The sequence below is a fragment of the Grimontia sp. THUN1695 genome, from assembly GCF_059704325.2.
Genome location: NZ_AP046577.1, coordinates 1,605,069 through 1,625,927, shown reverse-complemented (window position 1 = coordinate 1,625,927; position 20,859 = coordinate 1,605,069). Strand labels below are relative to the sequence as shown.

Here is a 20,859-nt window from a genome sequence, read left to right as displayed (position 1 = left end):
TATTAATTAGATGCTTATCTATTATTTTAATTGACGAGAGTTATTGTAATGCAAGATATTAAAATTAATGGTACTGACAGTATTCAGGTTTCTGGGTTTGATATTCGAGTAACGGATGCAAGTGGTAATGTCACCGTTTATGAGGGCGGTCTTCAAGACCTTCTCCGTGGTAAATTGACATTTACATCAGATGATGGTTCTAGAATTTCTAACTCGGCAATACTATCTGGCATTAACCTGGATGGTATGTCTGGTCATATCATTCCAGAAGTCATCTCTAACGATAAAAACGAAGACAATAAAAAATCCTCTCAAAATAATAAAGAGAAAACACAAGAACAGCTCAAGGAAATTCAGAAACAACTGGCTGAATTAAAAGAACTGAAGAAGAAATTAGAGGAAGAGCAAAAAGAAAAGAGTAAATCAGAAGAAGAGCAGCAGCCTGTTAATGAAAATGTAGAACTGCTTCATCAAATGATTGCGCAGTTGTCTGCACAGGCTCCAATGCAAGCGATGCAGCAGGAGCAAACGTCTGAAGAAGAGGTGAATGATAATATCAGCACTAAAAAAGCAGACTCTGATGCAATTTCTATGTCTTCAAGCTCAGGTTCTTCAAATGCACCCGCTGATGCAGAAGTGCCTGCCGAGGATCAAGACAAATCGGATATCTTTGTTGAAGTTAAACTTTCTAATCGTAGTGATAGTGGTGAGAAAGGTGACTTCATCACCAATGCTAATAAGCCTACGTTTGAGTTAACAACGTTACCAGAAGCGACAGTTTCTATTGAAATCAACGGTGTAATCTATGAGACAAAAGCCGACAGTAACGGTGCTGCGATCATTTCCATTACAGAAGAATTAGCTGATGGTGAGTACAGCATTAAGGTGGAAGCGAAAGACGAAGCCGGCAATGTTGCGACTGTTAATCAGCAATTGGTGATTGATACCGTTGCACCAGAAATTACTTTTGATCTGGCAACAGATTCGGGTGTTTCAGACGCAGATGGCCTCACCAATGTGAATAAGCCAACCTTTACGGGGAGCATTTCAGGTGACCCAGTCTCTGTGTACATCCAGGTGGGTGATGTTAAATATGATCTGTCAGCTAAAAATGGTCAGTTCTCATTTACTTTCCCGATTGAGTTTCCTGACGGTGAATACGAATTCACACTGCATGCTGTTGACTCTGCGGGCAACGAATCGGTTATTCCACAAAAAGTGACCATTGATACTGTTAATGATTTTAAAGTATCGATGTCAGATATTTCAGACTCAGGCGTGAAAGGGGACTGGATCACAAACAGTGATAAGCCTGTTTTCCGTTTTGATCACGAGCCAAATTCTACTATTCAGGTGATCTATAACGATCAAGTGATCAATGTAGACTCACAAAACTCACCGACCATCTTCCAATTTGATCAGCCTCTGGAAGAAGGTGAGCACATCATCACTTTCGTTTCTACCGACGCTGCGGGTAACAAATCTGAGATCACTCAGACAGTTGTCATCGACCAAACAGCACCAGATTTCTCTATTGAAGGTCTGACCAACGAAGCAGATACCGGTAATGATGGCGATAACATTACCGCTGACAATACACCAACCTTCCACGGTAAAGCTGAAGCAGGCTCTACGGTCTACCTGGAAATTGATGGCGATGTGTATGAAGCCGTTGTTGGCGAAAATGGCCGTTGGTCAATTGATGTCACCAATGAACTGAAAGACGGTAACTATACCGTGGTGTCATATGCAAAGGACGCTGCAGGCAATGTGTCAGAAAAAGCAGTAACTAACGTAACCATCGATACCATTGGTCCTGAGATCACAGGTGGTTTTGACGAATCTACGGATACCGGTTCATCAACAAAAGACGGCATTACCAATTCTGAAAAATTGGTGTTCAAAGGGACTACTGACGCCTATGCGAAAGTAACCCTGACCATTGAGTCTTTGGGTATCACTCAAGAAGTGACGGCAAATGCGAATGGTGAATGGTCATTTGAGCTGACTGATGTTCCAGAAGGTAGTTACTCTTATGTGATTTCTGCGTTTGACCTTGCAGGTAACGCAAGCATTAAGAATATTGAAGGCACCGTGGTGGTTGACCGTTCAATCAGTGATTTCTCAGCCAATATGAGCGCAGAAACGGATTCTGGTGAATCTCAAGAAGATGCGCTGACCAATTCAAAAACACCGACCTTTACCGGTACAGCAGAACCTGGTTCAAAAGTACAGGTCACTATCCGCTCAGAAGGCGACGGCAAAGAGCTGCCGACTTACGCACCAGTAACTGTGGGGGCCGATGGTAAGTGGTCTTATACTGTTCCAGATGCACTGGAAGACGGTAAATATACCGTATCGTTTAACGTTACCGATCTGGCAGGTAACGAGAAAACCGTTGAATTGCCGATTGAAATTGATACGCAAATTTCACTGACAGCACAATTCGACACCCATTCCGATTCTGGTGATAGGAATGACTCTATCACCAACATCGCGACACCTAAGATTCAGGGTACAGCCGATGCAGGTGCATTGATTAAGCTTACTTTGACGCACGCTGAATCTGGCAAGCAAATTGAGCTGGAAACCCGTGCAAATGCATCGGGACAGTGGTCTATCACTGTGCCTAAAGAATTTGCACTGGCAGATCAAGGTGAATGGTCTTGGACGGTGAATGCGACAGATGTTGCGGGCAACAAAGCGGAACCAGTTGAAGGTAAATTCACGTTCGATAATGTACCGCCTGAAGTATCTGTAGAGCTGGCATCTGAAACCGGTTTTAACCCAACCCACACTAATGACAAGAACCTAGACTTGGCAATTACCACTGAGCCTGGTACCAAAGTCAGCGTCACTGTATATAAAGTTGAGAAAGGCGGCGTGATCAGCTCGACCCCATCTTACTCAACAGAAAATCCTGTTGTTGTAGGTGAAAACGGTCAACTTTCATATGCGGTGAAAGACTTGGCTGATGGCGAATATGTGTATCAAGTTACCGTCACTGATGTGGCAGGTAACGTCACCAAAACAGAACAGCAATCAGTGACGATTGACACTAAGGTGCCAGAACTGGGTAACATCACCCTGACTGACAGCTCTGATTCAAACATCAACAGTGATGGTATTACCAATGTTAAAGCCTTGAGCCTGAAAGGGGTGGGTTCTGAGGTAGGTAGCCGCATTTATTTTACCGTTGAAAATAAAAAGACCGGCGAAAAAGTTACGTTAGAGCCTGACTTTATCGAAGTGAACAGCACTAACTGGGTGTATAAACTGCCTGCTGAATTGGCAGATGGTGACTATGACATTTCGTTTTTTGCGGTTGACTCTGCCGGTAACCAATCACCCGAGAAAAGCATCGATGTCACTGTTGACACTGTGGCCCCTGAAATTTCAGGTGTGGCGCTGAAAGCAGAATCGGACACAGGCGCGAATAATGATGACTTTATCACCAAAGAAAAAAGCCCTGTGTTTGTGGGTAATGCCGAAAAAGGGTCAGATATTACGATAGCGATTTATCGTGGTGAAACGCTGGTTAAAACCGTCACGACTAAAGTGACCAGCGAAGATGGCCGCTGGGAAGTGAAGGTTGATGGCCTCAATGATGGTGATTATAAGTGGGTTGTTTCAGCGAAAGACCTGGCAGGTAATGAAACCGTTCTGAATGACGCAAACCAAACGCTGAAAATCGACACGGCGTACGTAGGCGCGTCCGGCAAACTGGATGATGAAACTAACTCAGGTTCACAAGCGGACAACATTACCAACGTACGTGATGCCAAATTGTCTGGTAAAGGTGAACCAGGATCGAACGTTAAACTGCTGAATCTGACTGGACCTGATGGAAAAGCCATCGATGTGTCTGCAGTGAAGGCCGTTACGATCAATGAGGCTGGTGAGTGGGCATTGGATTTACCCACATTGGCTAATGGTGATGGTAAGTATAGTTGGACTGTTGAGTTGACCGATATTGCCGGTAACGTCACTACAGTATCAGGTAATATCGTTCTTGATACGGAAACAACAGTGACTGCGTCACTGGAATCTGATTATGGTCATTCGGCTGTTGATGGTATCACTAATGATGCAACACCGACATTCGCCGGTACCGCGGAAAAAGGCAGTACTGTTGAGCTGATCATTCTTGATTCCAATAACCAGAAAGTTGAAGGCATCCCAACTACCGTAGTGGGCGCGGATGGCACATGGAAAATTACTGCGCCGGAGCTCACCCTGCAAGGTGAATATACCTGGTATGCCAAAGTGACCGACGTGGCGGGTAACACGGCATCAACCAAAGAGTCTAAATTTACTCTGGACACCTCTGCGCCAATCATTGTTGACGCAAAGCTGGATCCGGCTAGTGATGCAGGCTTTGAATCAGAGATCCCACAAACCAATGTAGATACCCCAACCTTTACAGGTCAGACTTCAGAAGGCTTAGCTTCTGTCGTCGTGAAGCTTTACAAAGTGACCAATGGGGTGCCAAACGGTGTAGCTGCATATACTTCTGATGTAGTAACGGCTGATGAAGATGGCTTCTTCAAAGTACAGATGACAACGGCTGTCGCTGAAGGTGAATACGTTTGGGTGGTTGAAGCCACCGACGTGGCGGGCAACAAAGCGGTTTCTCAGCAACAACCGTTGATCATTGATAAAACCAATCCGTCTTTGAGCGAAGTGAAGCTTTCTGAAGAAAGCGATACTAGCTTGGAGCCAGGTACTAACTACTCCAATGACAACACACCAACTCTGGTAGGTAAAGCTGAGCCGGGTTCACGTGTGTCTATTAGCTTGAAAAAAGCGGATGGTTCATCAGTCGAACTCAAGCCCGATTTTGTTGTTGTAAAACCTGATGGTACTTGGTCATTTACACCAATTACAGCTATTGAAGATGGTGAATATACCTGGACTGCCCAAGCCATGGATGCTGCGGGTAATATAACAATCAGTGAAGAGATTGCGCTGAATATTGACACCAAAGATCCAGTCTTGAGTGATGTAAGGCTCGATAGTAGCAGTGACAGTGGAAGTAACACTGATGACAGCATTACTAATGACACTACACCGACATTCTCTGGTGTTGCAGAAAAAGGCAACAAGATCGAGCTGAAGTTGTTTGACAGCAACAACCCATCAGCACCTGCTTATGTATTTACAACCACTGTAACCGACAATAACGGTTCATGGACAATTAATACATCAGCGTTGCCTGAAGGTGCTTATAGCTGGACAGTTGTTGCGATAGATGCTGCGGGCAATACCACAGAGCATAACAGTGAAAAGAACGTGATCATCGATACGTCTATTGATCAATTCACTGTAGGTTTGGATGCTGCGACAGACAGTGGTGACCGCAATGATGATGCGATTACCAACCAGAAACAAATTACCCTGAGCGGTAAAGGTGAAGTTGGAGCTACTGTCAAACTCACATCTCTTGTCAATAAAACAACAGGAGAGGAAGTCTCTTTGACTGGTGATTTGACAGTGACAGTTGATGAAGATGGCAACTGGGCGCTAAACGCACCAGCACTGGGTAAAGATGGTACGTATGAGTGGACCGTTGAACTGGTAGACATTGCAGGTAACAAGTCAGAAGAAACCGGTTCATTTGAACTTGATACTACCATTGCCGTAGAAGGTCGCCTGGATGCTGAATCCGATTCAGGCGCGTCCGATGATGACAACATCACTAACAACACCAAGCCAGTGTTCTCAGGTACAGGGACTGACGGTGACAAGATCAAAGTGACATTGACTGGCCCAGATGGCTACCGACATGTTATGGAGACCACGGTTGTCAATGGCACATGGCAAGTAACCGTTGATCCTGCCTTGGCGAATGATGGTCAATATGTCTGGGTGGTTGAATCCACAGATATTGCAGGTAACACAGCCCGCGATGAAGGTAAATTCACTCTGGATACCCAAGCGCCAAGTGTTAATGTGTCGTTAGAAAATGATTCTGGTATCAATGCTAAAGATGGCATTACTAATGAAGATGAATTGCAAATTAAGGCAGTTACATCAGGTGGTGCATCAAAAGTTGAATTAGTGGTGTGGAAAAAAGGTGAATTAACAGAGAAAGCCTTCACTGCAACACATGACTTTACCGGTGATAGCAAAGAGCACACTTTCCATGTTTCGCATCTAGAAGATGGGGAGTATGAGTATCAAATCATTGTTACTGACGTCGCAGGTAATGTGGCGAAGTCAGATGTTCAACAAGTGACTATTGATACTGTTGCGCCAGACATCGGTGAAGTGTCTCTAGAAAACACTCAAAATGAGACCTATGTCAGTGATGCATCACTGAGCTTTACTGGTACCGCAGAGGAAGGCTCGCGCATCTATCTGACATTGACAGACAGTGCAGGCCAGCCTGTTGATATTCAACCAGCTTATGTTCAGGTGAACAGTGATGGTTCTTGGACTTACAACTTGTCTAAGCAAACCGCTGATGCACTAGAAGATGGTACTTACACTTGGTCGTTTGTCGCAGAAGACGTGGCGGGCAACCGCTCGGATGCGAAAACAGGCACTGTAAACCTTGATACTAAAGGTCCAGAAGTAACCTTTGAGGGGATAACAGAAGACACAGACACCGGTAGTGTTCGCGATGACATGCTGACGAATAATGAGAAGCCTGTCTTCACGGGTACAGTTTCTGAAGCGTCAAAAATTACTGTTACCTTAACGCCGGCAAATGGTGGTAATTCGTATACCTTCACTACCTCTGAGTATGTCAATGGTCACTGGTCAATCACACCAAATGTTGATCTGGCAGATGGTCAATATATGGTCACCATTACTGCGACCGACATGGCGGGTAACGTCAGCAACGCGGTGGTGAGCGAGAAACCACTGGTGATTGATACGGATGTATCAGGTGGTGAGGTGTTTGGTTTAACCCAAGATACGGACTCGGGCATTGACGGTGACAACATCACCAATCAGCAGTCACTTAAACTGTCAGGTAATGTTGAGCCGGGTACAACGGTCACCCTGATTGGATTGAAGAAACCGAACGGTGAATCTATCACTGTTGGACAGGTATCAGCTGTCGCGAGAGAAGACGGTTCGTGGGAACTGAGTATCCCTAACTTCGGTACTGATAATGGGGAATATACCTATACACTGCAATACACCGATGCAGCAGGTAACGTTAAAGAGGTTGAAGGTCACTTTACCTTTGATAACCAGATTGATCTGAGTGCGAAATTCGCATCAGAAACAGGTAAAGATCAGGATGTTATTTACACCAATAACAAGCAGCCAGTAATCAATGGTACCGGTAATGCAGGCGATAAAATCACTGTCGTGATTAACGGCCCTGCGGGTAGTCAAACTCTGACAACTGAGGTTGGAACAGATGGACAGTGGACGATTACCGCTAATGAGCTGGACGAAGACGGTGAGTACACCTGGAAGGTGACAGCGACGGATGCAGCAGGCAACACCAAAGAGGTGAATGGCGAATTTACGCTGGATACTGAGGCGCCGAGCGCAGAAGTAACGTTGGAAAATGACACTGGCTTTGAAAGCAATGATGGCCTCACAAGCGAAAAAGCACTCAAACTGAAAGTTGATACTTCGGGAGCAACTAAAGTACAGCTGCTGGTTTGGAAAACAGGTTCAGAGAAATCTCCTGTTGTGAATGAAACGGTGGATTTGAATGATCAATCCTCTCACACATTCACTACAACGGCGTTGGACGACGGTAGCTACCAATACAAAGTGGTCGTGACTGATATTGCCGGTAACACTGCTGAATCAAAAGTAGGCTCGGTCACAGTCGATACAACCGCACCAGAAATCCAAAATGTGGTTGTGAATGGTGTTGAGAACCAGTATTTCCTGAATGATTCGGCGTTGTCATTCTCTGGCTCTGCAGAAAAAGGAGCCCGGATTAGCCTGACTCTGACGAAGAAAAACGGAGAGGAAATTGAGGTTCGTCCTGCCTATGTTGAAGTTAACAAACAAGGCAAATGGACATATACACTCGATCCAGAGATCGCTTCTCAGCTTGCAGATGGCGAATATACGTGGGCATTTGTTGCTACAGATGCGGCGGGTAACCAGTCAGAAGCTGTGACAGGACCGATTGTTATCGATAAAACAGCTCCAGAACTGACAGTTGAAGGTCTTACAACTGAATCAGACAGCGGCGTTCAAGATGACAACATCACCAATAACTCGCAACCTACCCTTACTGGTACAGTGGGTGAGTATGCCAAGATCAAAGTTGTGATCACACCTGTCAACGGTGGGCGTCCGTACACCTATGAAACGGATGACTTTGTGAATGGTGAATGGGCGCTGAAAGTTGGCGATGAGTTAGCTGAAGGTCAGTACACCATTGAAATTACTGCAACTGACTTAGCGGGTAATGAAAGCCCAGTTAAAAGCAGTAACTTAACGATCGATAAAACTGTTCAAGGTGGTGAGGAAGGAACTTTTGGTCTTGCTGATGAGAGTGATTCGGGCTCGTCTCAAGATGATAACCTGACCAATAAAACGGACCTGAAATTGAGCGGCAAGGTTGAAGCAGGTACGACGGTTTCACTGGTTTCGCTGACAGGGCCTGGTAGCCAGTCAATTGCGGTGGAAAACATTTCTGTTACTGCAGACAAACACGGTAACTGGACACTAAACCTGCCAATGATCGGCGGTGAAAACGGCGTATACAGCTATACCCTGAAATATGTTGATGTGGCTGGCAACGTTAAAGAAGTGAACGGTCAGTTTACTTTTGATGACAAGATCGATCTGGAAGCGACATTCGCCTCTCAAACAGGTAAAGATCAAGATGTTATCTATACCAACAATAATCAACCAGTGATCAATGGTAAGGGTAATGCTGGCGACAAGATCACTGTGGTGATTACAGGGCCTGCAGGTATCCAGCAGACGTTGACAACGGAAGTTGCTCAAAACGGAGAGTGGTCTGTAACGGCTAAAGAACTAACCGAAGACGGCGAATATACTTGGACAGTAACAGCAACAGATGCAGCAGGAAACACCAAAGACGTTGAAGGTAGCTTCACACTTGATACTCAAGCGCCAAGTGCAGAAGTATCGCTGGAAAATGATACCGGCTTTGATAATGGTGATGGTCTGACCAACCAAAAATCACTGCAATTGAAAGTTGATACGACTGGTGCTGCAAAAGTTCAGCTACTGGTGTGGAAAGTTGGTTCGCAAGGTAGCCCTGTTGTAGATGAAACGGTGAGCTTGAATGGTAAGGAGTCACACCTCTTTACGACCAAAGAGCTAGAAGACGGTAACTATCAATATAAAGTTATTGTCACTGACATCGCAGGTAATACCGCAGAGTCAACGGTTGGCGCTGTGACAGTTGATACCTCCGTACCGGCTATCGACGACATTATTGTTCATGGTGTTGAAAACCAATACTTCACCAGTGACTCAGCATTGTCTTTCTCTGGTTCGGCGGAGCAGGGTTCGCGCATCACGTTGACACTCACGAAAAAAGACGGTGAGAAGGTTGTAGTGAGCCCTGAGTATGTTGAAGTGAATGCTCAGGGGCAGTGGACGTACAAGCTTGATGCTGATATTGCAGCCAAATTGGCAGACGGTGAATATACCTGGTCATTTGTAGCGACTGATGCGGCTGGCAATGAGTCCAAGGCTGTGACTGGCCCAATTGTCATTGACAAAACCGAGCCGACACTAACTGTTGAAGGTATTACAGAGGCATCAGACAGTGGCGTTAAGGACGACAACATCACTAATCATGAACAGCCAACCTTTACGGGTACTGTGAGTGAGTATGCCAAGATCAAGATTGTGATCACGCCAGTTAATGGTGGGGCTGCGCATACCTATGAAACAGCGGATTTTGTAAATGGAAAATGGCAGTTGCAAGTAGGTAATGCATTGCCAGAGGGCGAATACTCAGTCGCAATTACTGCAACCGACTTGGCAGGTAATGAAAGCCCAGTTGAAAACAGTAACCTGGTTATTGACAAGACCGTAGAGGGGGGGGACACAGGATCGTTTGGCCTTGCAGATGAGAGTGACTCAGGTTCATCGCAAGATGACAACCTGACGAACCAAACTGCTCTGAAACTGAATGGTAAGGTTGAAGCAGGCACAACTGTGTCACTGGTATCACTGACAGGACCAAATAACCAAACCATCCCGGTTGGTGACATCTCTGTGAAAGCGGACGAGCATGGTAACTGGACACTGAACCTCCCCACACTCAATGGAGACAACGGTGTTTATCGTTATACCCTGAAATATGTAGACATAGCAGGCAACGTCAAGACTGTTGACGGTCAGTTGACGTTTGATAACAAGATTGATCTGGATGCAACATTCGATTCTGAAACAGGTCAACATCAGAACGTTATCTACACCAATAACAACCAACCTGTTATCAAGGGTACTGGTAATGCGGGCGATAAAATCACAGTTGTGATTCACGGTCCGGCAGGTAGCCAAACTATTGAAACAGAAGTTGGACGTAACGGTGAGTGGTCTGTTCAAGCAGATGTGCTTGCTGAAGATGGAGTATATACCTGGGAAGTAACAGCAACCGACGCAGCAGGTAACACCAAAGAAGAAACAGGTAGCTTTACACTGGATACTCAAGCATCGAGCGTGAAAGTTACATTGGAAAACGATACAGGTCTCGATAAGAAAGACGGTATTACCAACAGTGATCAACTGCAGATCAAAGCTGTTGCTACGGGTAATGCGGCCAAAGTTGAACTTCAAGTTTGGAAGAAAGGCGAATCTTCAGTCAACGTCTTCACTCAAAGCTATGAGTTCAACGGTACTGAGAAAGAACATACCTTCCAAGTGTCACACCTTGATGATGGTGAGTATGAGTATCGTGTAATTGTCACTGACGTAGCTGGTAACGTTGCGAACTCAGACGTTCAGCAGGTCACGATTGATACTGTTGCACCGAATCTGAGCTCAGTTTCTCTTGAGAATACTGAGAATGACAATTACATCAAAGATGCGTCTTTGAGCTTTACTGGTACTGCAGAGAAAGGTTCACGTGTTTACCTGACATTGAAAAACAGCTTGGGTGAAAAAGTTGAAGTCCAACCAGAGTTTGTTCAAGTGAATGACAATGGCACCTGGACATATAACCTGTCTGAAGAAACTGCGAAAGCGCTGAAAGATGGTGAGTATTCGTGGTCATTTGTTGCGGAAGACACGGCAGGTAACCGTTCGCCTGAACAAACCGGCACGTTTAATCTGGATACTAAAGGTCCAGAAGTGACTTTCGGTGGCATTACTGACGAGACCGATACAGGTAACGATACCGACGACATGGTGACCAAGAACGATCAACCTGTTTTCGCTGGTACTGTTACAGAGTCATCGAAAATTACCGTTACATTGACGCCAGTTAAAGGTGGTGAGTCGTACACCTTTACGACACAGACTTATGTCAATGGTAACTGGACGATCACACCTGACGTGAAGCTGGCTGAAGGCAAGTACACCGTAACTGTCACTGCAACTGACATGGCAGGTAACACCAGCGCATCTGTAGTGAGCCAGAAACCTCTGGTAATTGACACTCACGTGGAAGGTGGCGAGCAGTTTGGGTTGACCCAAGATACCGATACTGGCACTGCGGGAGACAACATTACCAATAAACAAACGATCAAGCTGTCTGGCAACGTAGAGCCGGGTACGAAAGTCACCTTAACATCACTCACTAATCCAAATGGTGAGGCTGTTCAAATTGGTGAAGTATCGGTTGTTGCTAACAGTGATGGTTCATGGTCGTTGAGTATCCCAGCATTCGGTGATGTGAACGGCAAGTACACTTATAAGCTGCAATATGAAGACGCCGCAGGCAACATCAAAGAAGTTGATGGACATTTTGTGTTCGACAACAAGATTGATCTGACAGCGGAATTTGCATCTGAAACAGGGACAGCCAAAGACATTGTCTACACCAATATCAAACAACCTGTAATTAAGGGTACGGGTAATGCAGGAGATAAAATCACTGTAGTGATTGAAGGCCCAGCAGGAACTCAAACGTTGACAACTACAGTAGGTGATGATGGCAACTGGTCTGTCACTGCTAACGAAATCAACCACGACGGCGCTTACACTTGGAAAGTCACCGCGACTGATGTGGCAGGCAACACGACGGAAGTAAATGGCAGCTTTATGCTGGATACGCTTGCACCTACAGCAGAAGTGTCACTGGTTAATGACACGGGCTTTGAGAGCAATGACGGTATCACCAATAAAAAAGCGCTGGAGCTGAAAGTCGATACGTCGGGGGCAGTGAAAGTGCAACTGTTGGTATGGAAAGCTGGCACAACAGATACAACCGTGGTTGATCAGACAATTGCTCTGAACGGACAAGCGTCTTACACCTTCACAACGGATGAACTGGCTGACGGAAACTACCAATATAAAGTGGTTGTGACTGACATCGCAGGCAACACTGCAGAGTCAGAGGTCGGTGCGGTGACAGTTGATACAGCGGCACCAGATGTTCCAGAAGTCGAAGTAAATGGCGTTGAGAACCAGTACTTTGCGAAAGACGCAGCACTGTCATTCTCTGGTGCAGCCGAGGCAGGTTCACGTATCAGCTTGACACTCATGACGAAAGATGGGGTGAAAGTAGACGTTAGCCCAGCTTACGTTGAAGTGGACGAACACGGACAGTGGACTTACACGTTGAACTCTGCGTCAGCATCTAAACTGGCTGATGGTGAGTATGTTTGGTCGTTCGTTGTAACTGATGCCGCTGGTAACCAGTCAGACGCTGTTTCGGGTCCTATCGTTATCGATAAAACGGCACCGGTTCTGACAGTTGAAGGCATTACCGATGCGACAGACAGTGGTGTGGAAAACGACAACATCACTAACAATACGCAACCAACCTTCACCGGTAATGTGGGTGAATATGCCAAGATCAAGATTGTGATCACACCGGTTAACGGTGGAGCATCGCACACTTATGAAACGGCTGGTTTTGTTAACGGTAAATGGGAGTTGCAAGTCGGTAATGCGTTGACCGAAGGTCAATACACCATTGCGATTACTGCAACGGATTTGGCGGGTAACGAAAGCCCTGTTCAAAACAGCACGTTGACCATTGATACTACTGTTCAAGGTGGTGATGCTGGCTCGTTTGGTCTTGCAGATGAAAGTGATTCAGGTATATCACAAGATGACAACCTGACTAATAAAACTGACCTCAAACTGAGTGGTAAAGTTGAAGCTGGTACGAAAGTCACTCTGGTATCTCTGATTGGTCCGGATAACCAACCGGTTGATATCAATAACATTACTACGGATGCAGATTCGAACGGTGATTGGACGCTGGAACTGCCAACACTTAAAGGTGTGAATGGCGTATACAGCTATACCTTGAAATACGTCGATGTGGCAGGTAACGAAAAAGAGGTTAAAGGCCAGTTTACCTTTGACAATGAAATTAACGTGACAGGACAGTTTGACTCTCAAACGGGGGCAGCTGACGACATCGTCTATACCAATGACAATACACCCGCATTCTCTGGCTCTGGTACTAAAGGTGATGTGATTCGTCTCACTATCACTAACAGTAATGGGTATAACGAGACCTTTAATGCAACAGTGGGTGAAAATGGCCAGTGGTCAATCGTATCTGGGCAGTTGCCTGAAGACGGTGAATATTCTTGGTCAATTGTGGCAACTGATGCCGCAGGTAATAGACAAGAAAATATCAACGGCACATTCACGCTGGATACTACCGCGCCAGAAATTGAAGAAGTTGGACTGGATGCAAACTCAGACACCGGCTTTTCTGCGAACGACGGTATTACCAACGACACAACACCTAGCTTCAGTGTGAAAGGTGAGCCTGGCTCAAAAGTGGTATTGAAACTTTGGAGTGGAACGTCAACTACCGGTACACCGAAGTGGACGTCTCAAGAAGTGACTATTTCAGACACGGGTACTGTGACTATTGGAGGTATCAGTGCGCTTGAAAATGGTACTTACAGCTGGACAGTTACGCTAACTGATGTGGCTGGCAACGAGACTGTGTCCGCGGTTCAAACGTTGAAAGTTGATACACAAGCGCCAAACGCGGGTGATTTTGACTTGGCAACAGATACCGGTGCATCTCCGACAGACAATATCACTAACGTGGAATCGCCTTTATTCACAGGTAAAGGCGCAGAAGCGGGAGCGCGTGTTTACATCACCATTAAGGATGCAAAAGGCGTTGAACAAACAGTGTCACCTGAATACGTCACTGTTGGAAATGACGGTACTTGGCGTTATCAGCTCACGAATGCGTTGATAGACGGTAAGTACACCGTTCAGGCACACGTAGTTGATGCCGCAGGTAACGTGAGCAGCCTGGCTGAACAGAGCCTGGAAATTGATACAACCGCGCCTGTCGTAACTGATGTGGCGTTGGCTGATGGCAGTGATTCCGGTGAAAACAAAACTGACAACATAACGAATGTTAAGAAGCCAGTATTTACTGGTGTGTCAGAGAAAGGCACAACAATCACATTAGTGATCAGTAAAGGCAACAAAGCACTGCACACGTTGACGACTACCGTTACAGAAGAAGATGGCTCATGGACTATCTCCAATGTGCCGGAGCTTGCTGACGGCGAGTATTCTTGGAGTGTTACTGCAACAGACGTTGCGGGCAACGTTTCAGAGGCCGTTGCGGGTGTGGTGACGATCGATACTACGATTGATCGCTTTACGGTTCAGTTGGCAAGTGATGACGATACTGGTCATGCGAATAATGACGGTATCACGAATCAAAAAGATGTTGTGCTGAAAGGTTCGGCAGAAGCTAATGCGAAAGTGACCCTGAAAGCACTCTCGTTCAACAACGAGACTATCGATGTAGCATCAGTAGCTGCGGTATCTGTGAAAGATGGCCAGTGGTCTATCTCGCTACCTGAGCTGAATAAAGGTGATGGTGTTTATACTTACGTAGTAGAGATAGAAGACGTTGCAGGTAATACTCAACAACTGACCGGTACTATCAAGCTTGACACAGATTTGCCAGAGCTTGTTGCTGATCTGGCAACTGACTCAGACAGTGGTGCAGTGAAAAACGATGGCATTACTAACAACAGGCTGCCGGAGTTCAAAGGTAGTGTTGATGAGCCTTCGAAGATCAAGTTAGAGATCTTCAAAAATGGTACACGCGTGGATGTTTACGGCCCAATCCAAGCCGAAGGTGACTGGACGATTAAAGTGACCAAACCGTTGGCGGATGGTGAGTACACTTGGAAAGTTACTGCGGAAGATGTAGCTGGTAACTTACAAGAGGTAGAGAAAAACATCACGATTGATACAACACCGCCGACACTTACCGCTCGCTTGGATGCAGAGTCAGATACTGGTGAATCTGACAATGATGGTATTACTAATGACACATCATTGAAGATCTCGGGTACTGTTGGTGGCGCAGGTAAACATGACATCAGTATTCGTCTGGAGTTTGGTCCGTTAAATGGCCAGATGCAGACGCAAGAGACTACAGCCAAAGATGGGGCATACTCGTTTGACGTGAATGTTGACACTGATGGCACTTATACCTGGAAAGTGATTGCTGTTGATATTGCGGGTAACGAATCTGTCAGAACCGGTACAGTCGTTGTTGATACTCAACTGCAAGAGTTCTCTGCAGATACAGGACTGGTGGATGATTCTGATTCAGGAACATCTAATCAGGACAATATCTCGAACGATAAAACGCCGACGTTCTCCGGTAAAACAGAGCCAAATGCAAAAGTCACACTGACACTGCAACTGAAAGATGGCACAGGGACACCGGTAGTTGTTGAAGCGCAGGCGAACAACCTGGGTAATTTCACGATCACTGTTCCGGGTAATAAGCAACTGGCTGCTGATGGTATATACACCTGGACAATGGTTGCTAAGGATCTGGCAGGCAACGAAAAAACAGTGAAAGGTGAATACACCCTGGATACTACTCCACCGGCGATCACGTTCGACATCAATGATGACACCGGAGAAGATGAGGATTGGATCACCCAAGATCAGACTGTGTCCTTGAGCGGTAAGACGAATGACAAAGACTCTGCCATAAAAGTGACGCTAATGTCTGGTGGCAATATCATTGATACCCAAACAGTAAGTGCGAATGATAGCGGTCATTGGACCTATCAATATGCGCAGGAGCTGGAAGACGGTACATATGTCATCAAAGTAGAGTCGACAGACGTTGCAGGTAATACCTATGTGTCTGAAAAGACAATGGTGATTGATACTCAAATCCAGAACGAATTTGAGTTAACGTCGGATTCAGGTTCATCAGACAATGATCGCCTAACCAATGTTGAGCATCTGGAGTTCAGTGGTCAAACAGACAAAGATGCGACGCTAGAGCTGGTGGTTAAGTCTGAAGATGGTAGAGATGTACTCCATACATATCGACCAGAAGTGAACCCAACCACAGGACAGTGGAGCTTCGAGCTGCCAGATGTGTTGGATGAAGGCAAGTATGTAATTGTGGTGACAGCCACGGATGTGGCGGGTAATACCAACACCAGTGAAGATTACACGGTAGAAATTGACCGTACACCGCCAACACTGTCTGATATTACATTGGATAGTGATGACGATAGTGGCGTGATTGGTGACTGGGTGACAGAGCACAATGAAGTTTCTATTAGTGGTCAGACTGCACTTGGTGCGAGCGTTAAGATCCTGATCAGTGGCGTGAATCAAACCATCACAGCGACGGTAGGAGCAGATGGTAAGTTCAATGCGCAGCTACCATCGTTGGGTTATGGTGACTACACGTTGACCATTATTGCAACCGATGCTGCGGGTAACTCAGCACAGGTGGAACAGAAACTGACGGTTAGTCCTGATGTGTTGCCATTTACGGTATCGCTGGATGAAAACAGTGATAGTGGTGTCAAAGGAGATAATGTCACCAACGTAACCAAACCTGTGATCAGTGGTTCTGGTACACCTGGCTACAAAGTCGAAGCGACAATTAATGGCAAGGTTTATACCGCAACCATTAACAGCAAGGGCGAGTGGTCGTTCCAGATTGATGACGTGCTGCCAGAGGGCACACACACCATCAGCTTTGTCATCAAAGATGAATCAGGTGCGCAGGTTGATACTGAAAGCTATCAATTTACTGTTGATACTTCCGTTTCGACAACCATTGCACTTGATAACTCGACTGATAGCGGCGTGAAAGGTGACTTTATTACTAACGCTCAAAATGTGTATCTGACCGGTACAACTGAAGTAGGTGTTACTGTCGTCATCAAGGAAAAAGACTCGGGTAAAGTAATCACTGAGTTTGTGACGACGGGAGACAGCTGGGGTTACATGGTAACTGGCTTAGGAGAAGGCACTCATAACTTTGTTATTGAGTTGACGGACAAAGCGGGTAACACCAATACCCAGGAAGTGGAAGTTGAGGTTGACCGTTCGGCACCGGTACTGACAGTGCAAGTAAACGGCGGAGATGACAACTCAATTGTGACCAACCAGACAACGCATACCTTCTCAGGTACCGTTGAAGCAGGCGTTCACTCGCTGGTGTTGATTGTGAACGGTGTTGAACACCAGATCACACCAGAAGCTGATGGCGATTGGTCTATTGCGTTGGATCTGCAAGAAGGCTTTAACAACTATACCGTTAAAGCAACGGATGTGGCGGGTAACGTGACCACCAACCAGGGCACGATCAACATCAAGACCTCAATCCGTTTCACCATGGAAGTGGAAAACGACAATGGTCAGTTTGCAACGGATAAGATCTTGAATGGTCAAAAAGTGGTTGTGGGAGGGTCAGGTAGCCCAGGTGATGTTGTGACACTTGTCTTGACAGACAGTCAGGGTCAGAGAACAACACATGAATTCACGGTTAATGACAGTGGACGCTGGAGCCATGAATTCACCGGGTTGAACGATGGAACCTATACCGTGCACGCCACCATTCGTGATGATGCAGGTAACGTAGCGGAACGTGAAATTGATGAAATCGTCATTGACAATACCAACGCGAACTTTGACGCGTCGCTGGTTGATGAGGACGGTGCAACGGATGACAGGGTTGTAGCGGAAAAACAACCGACATTCAGCGGTCGTGGTGAAGTGGGTGCGGAAGTAGTGTTGGTGATTAACGATGTTACCTACACCACGAAAGTAAGCTCGACCGGTACATGGCAGTTCCAGTTGCCGACAGCATTGGAAGACGGTGATTATACCGCCACGATCCACTCAGTGGATTTGGCCGGTAACAGAAGCCAAACACAAACGATTGAGTTTGAAGTAGACAGCACGGCAGCAACCGTTGAACACCACATTGAAGGGGTGTATGAGAATAACGGTAAGCAGTATGTCAACAGCGAACAAGGAAAACTGGTATTCAAAGGCACGGCCTCTGAAGCGGGTAAAATTATCTTGCAAATCAATAACCAGGAGTTTACTCAGGTGCTTGAGCAAGGTGGAGACTGGACCATTGATGTTGGCAATATTATCGAGCGTGAACATTCGTACACCTTGATCTTTGAGGATGTCGCGGGCAACAGAACCACCCAAACTGGCGAAGTGATCGTTGATAAAACCATCAACACTTTTGTCGGCTTGAGTTGGGATTCAGATACCTATGGTAACGATAGCCAAACGTTCGATAACCGTACTAATGATAAATCACTGAGGTTTGAATTTAACCGCAACACTTCGACGACAGATAAAGATGTGATTGCGGCGGTGAAAGTGACAGGGCCAGATGGAACAAGCTACACGTATACCAACATTCAAACGTCGAATGGTCATTGGGATATGCCACATGAGCTGACCGGTGGCGACGGTGTGTATAAGTTTGAGTGGTCGTTTGTGGATGCGGCGGGTAACACCCAAAACAGCACCATAAATGTAACACTGGACACCACCATTGAGGATCTGGATATCACTGATATTCAGGCAAATGGTGAAGCACTGGTACAGGATAAAGAACTGTTTACCAATAAAGACACCCTGTCTATGGTGTTTAAACCTGACAACGGTCACGAATATGTGAAAGTGGTTGTAGAGGTTAATGGTGTCACCATTCAGGCAACCAGGACCAGTGAAGGCTTTACTTTCTACGGTATTCCGTTGAACAAAGGTGATAACCAATTGACCTTTAAAGCATGGGATGCGGCGGGTAACGTGACCACCATTACGCATACTGTGGTCCAGAAAACAGAGATCCATATAGAAGAATTCTCTATTGAAGGACATCAACAGGATGACGTAAATAACATTGGTGATTACTACAGCAACGAGACAGATAAAACGATCAGTCTGGCGGGTAAAGTCGATGTGGGTTCTTCCTTTACTATCTTTGTCAATGGTAAAGAAGTTCACAGTGCCGATGTTGGTGAGGATGGAAGCTGGAAACACGATGTTGTTCTGGAAGAAGGCACGAACCGTATTCAGATTAACTTTGTTGATGCAGCGGGTAACGAAAAAGTTCTCAGCTTTAACACAGTTATCGATACTGTTGCGCCAATCATTACGGTTGACAGCATTGCTGAAAATGACAGTGAGCCGTCAAACGACAATGATAAAGACAATGTTGTGACAAAAGACTCGATCACCCTGTCAGGCCGTATTGATAACGGTTCGACCATCACTCAAATCACCGTCAATGGTGTTGTGATTGATAATTTGGGTAAAGCGTTAACCTTTGATGGTGGTAAATGGACCATTGCGGTTGAAGGTTTAAAAGAAGGTGACAACACCATCGTCATCAGTGCGGTTGATAAAGCGGGTAACACCTACGATCACACGATGACGGTTGTGATGGACTCGAAAGTAACCGACTTGACCGCAACAGTGTCTGAGGATCAATCTGCTATCGTCGGTACGGTTGAAGCGGGTTCAAAAGTGGTAGTGGAATTTACCAAAGCCAACACCACAGAGAAATCGGCTGAGACAGTACAGGTTGAAGCGGTTGTTGACTCAAAAGGTAACTGGACAGCCGAGCTGCCAGAGGAACTGACAGAAGGTGAATGGTCATGGACCGTGACAGCCACCGACGCCGCAGGTAACACTGCCACTAAACAAAGCGAAAGCAACATTGTGGTTGGTGGTAACACAGGTGGAACTGGTGACAATGGTTCAGGTACGCCAGAGGATGAGAACGAAGCGGTAACACTGCCTTCATTCCCTGATCAGGAAGATGAGGTAACCCCATCACTCCCTGAGCATGATGCAGTGATACTGCCATCATTCCCAGATAGGGAGCCAGAAGTGTTACCAGAGCTGAAAAATTCTGACAAAGAAGTGAATGCGCCTATCAAGGAAGAAACGGCACAAACCGTGAAACACATTGATAACCAAGGTGAAAAAGTGTCAGAAGATGAAGGATCACTCTTGTTTACCCAAGAGTTGATTGAAACAAAAGTCTTCAGCGGTGAATCTATGCCTGATACCAGTGTTACCCTCGAAATTTCTGGTAAAGTGTACGAAACCGACGCAGACGAAGATGGCGATTGGTTAATCAAAGCGGAATTCAGTAGCCAAGGTGCTTATGACTATCAACTGACTTACACCGACCTAAACGGTGAGGTGAAAGTGGAAACAGGGTCTGTTGATATCAAACAAGTCAACCTGGACATGAATGAAGCAGCAAACCAAGCGGAATCTGACGCCGCAGCGACAGAAAGCGCGTCGTCTTCAAACATGGCGACTGCTGACTATGCATCAAGCTATAGTCATGACTGGAGCGTACCAAACCACGACTACTACTAATATAGTCAGTCCATAAACGGGGTGTTGCCGCAGGTAAAGCGGCAACACCAAACCGGAAGGAAAACGAATAACACTAGGCCAATGGAA

General features: G+C 46.0%; 1 protein-coding gene. It reads left to right on the top strand.

Annotated features, from left to right (window positions below):
• Positions 1-48 precede the first annotated feature (48 nt).
• Positions 49-20,772, top strand: coding sequence for an Ig-like domain-containing protein (locus tag AC6IB1_RS10890; protein WP_497569056.1), 20,724 nt, complete (start codon positions 49-51; stop codon positions 20,770-20,772).
• The last annotated feature ends 87 nt before the right edge of the window (positions 20,773-20,859 follow it).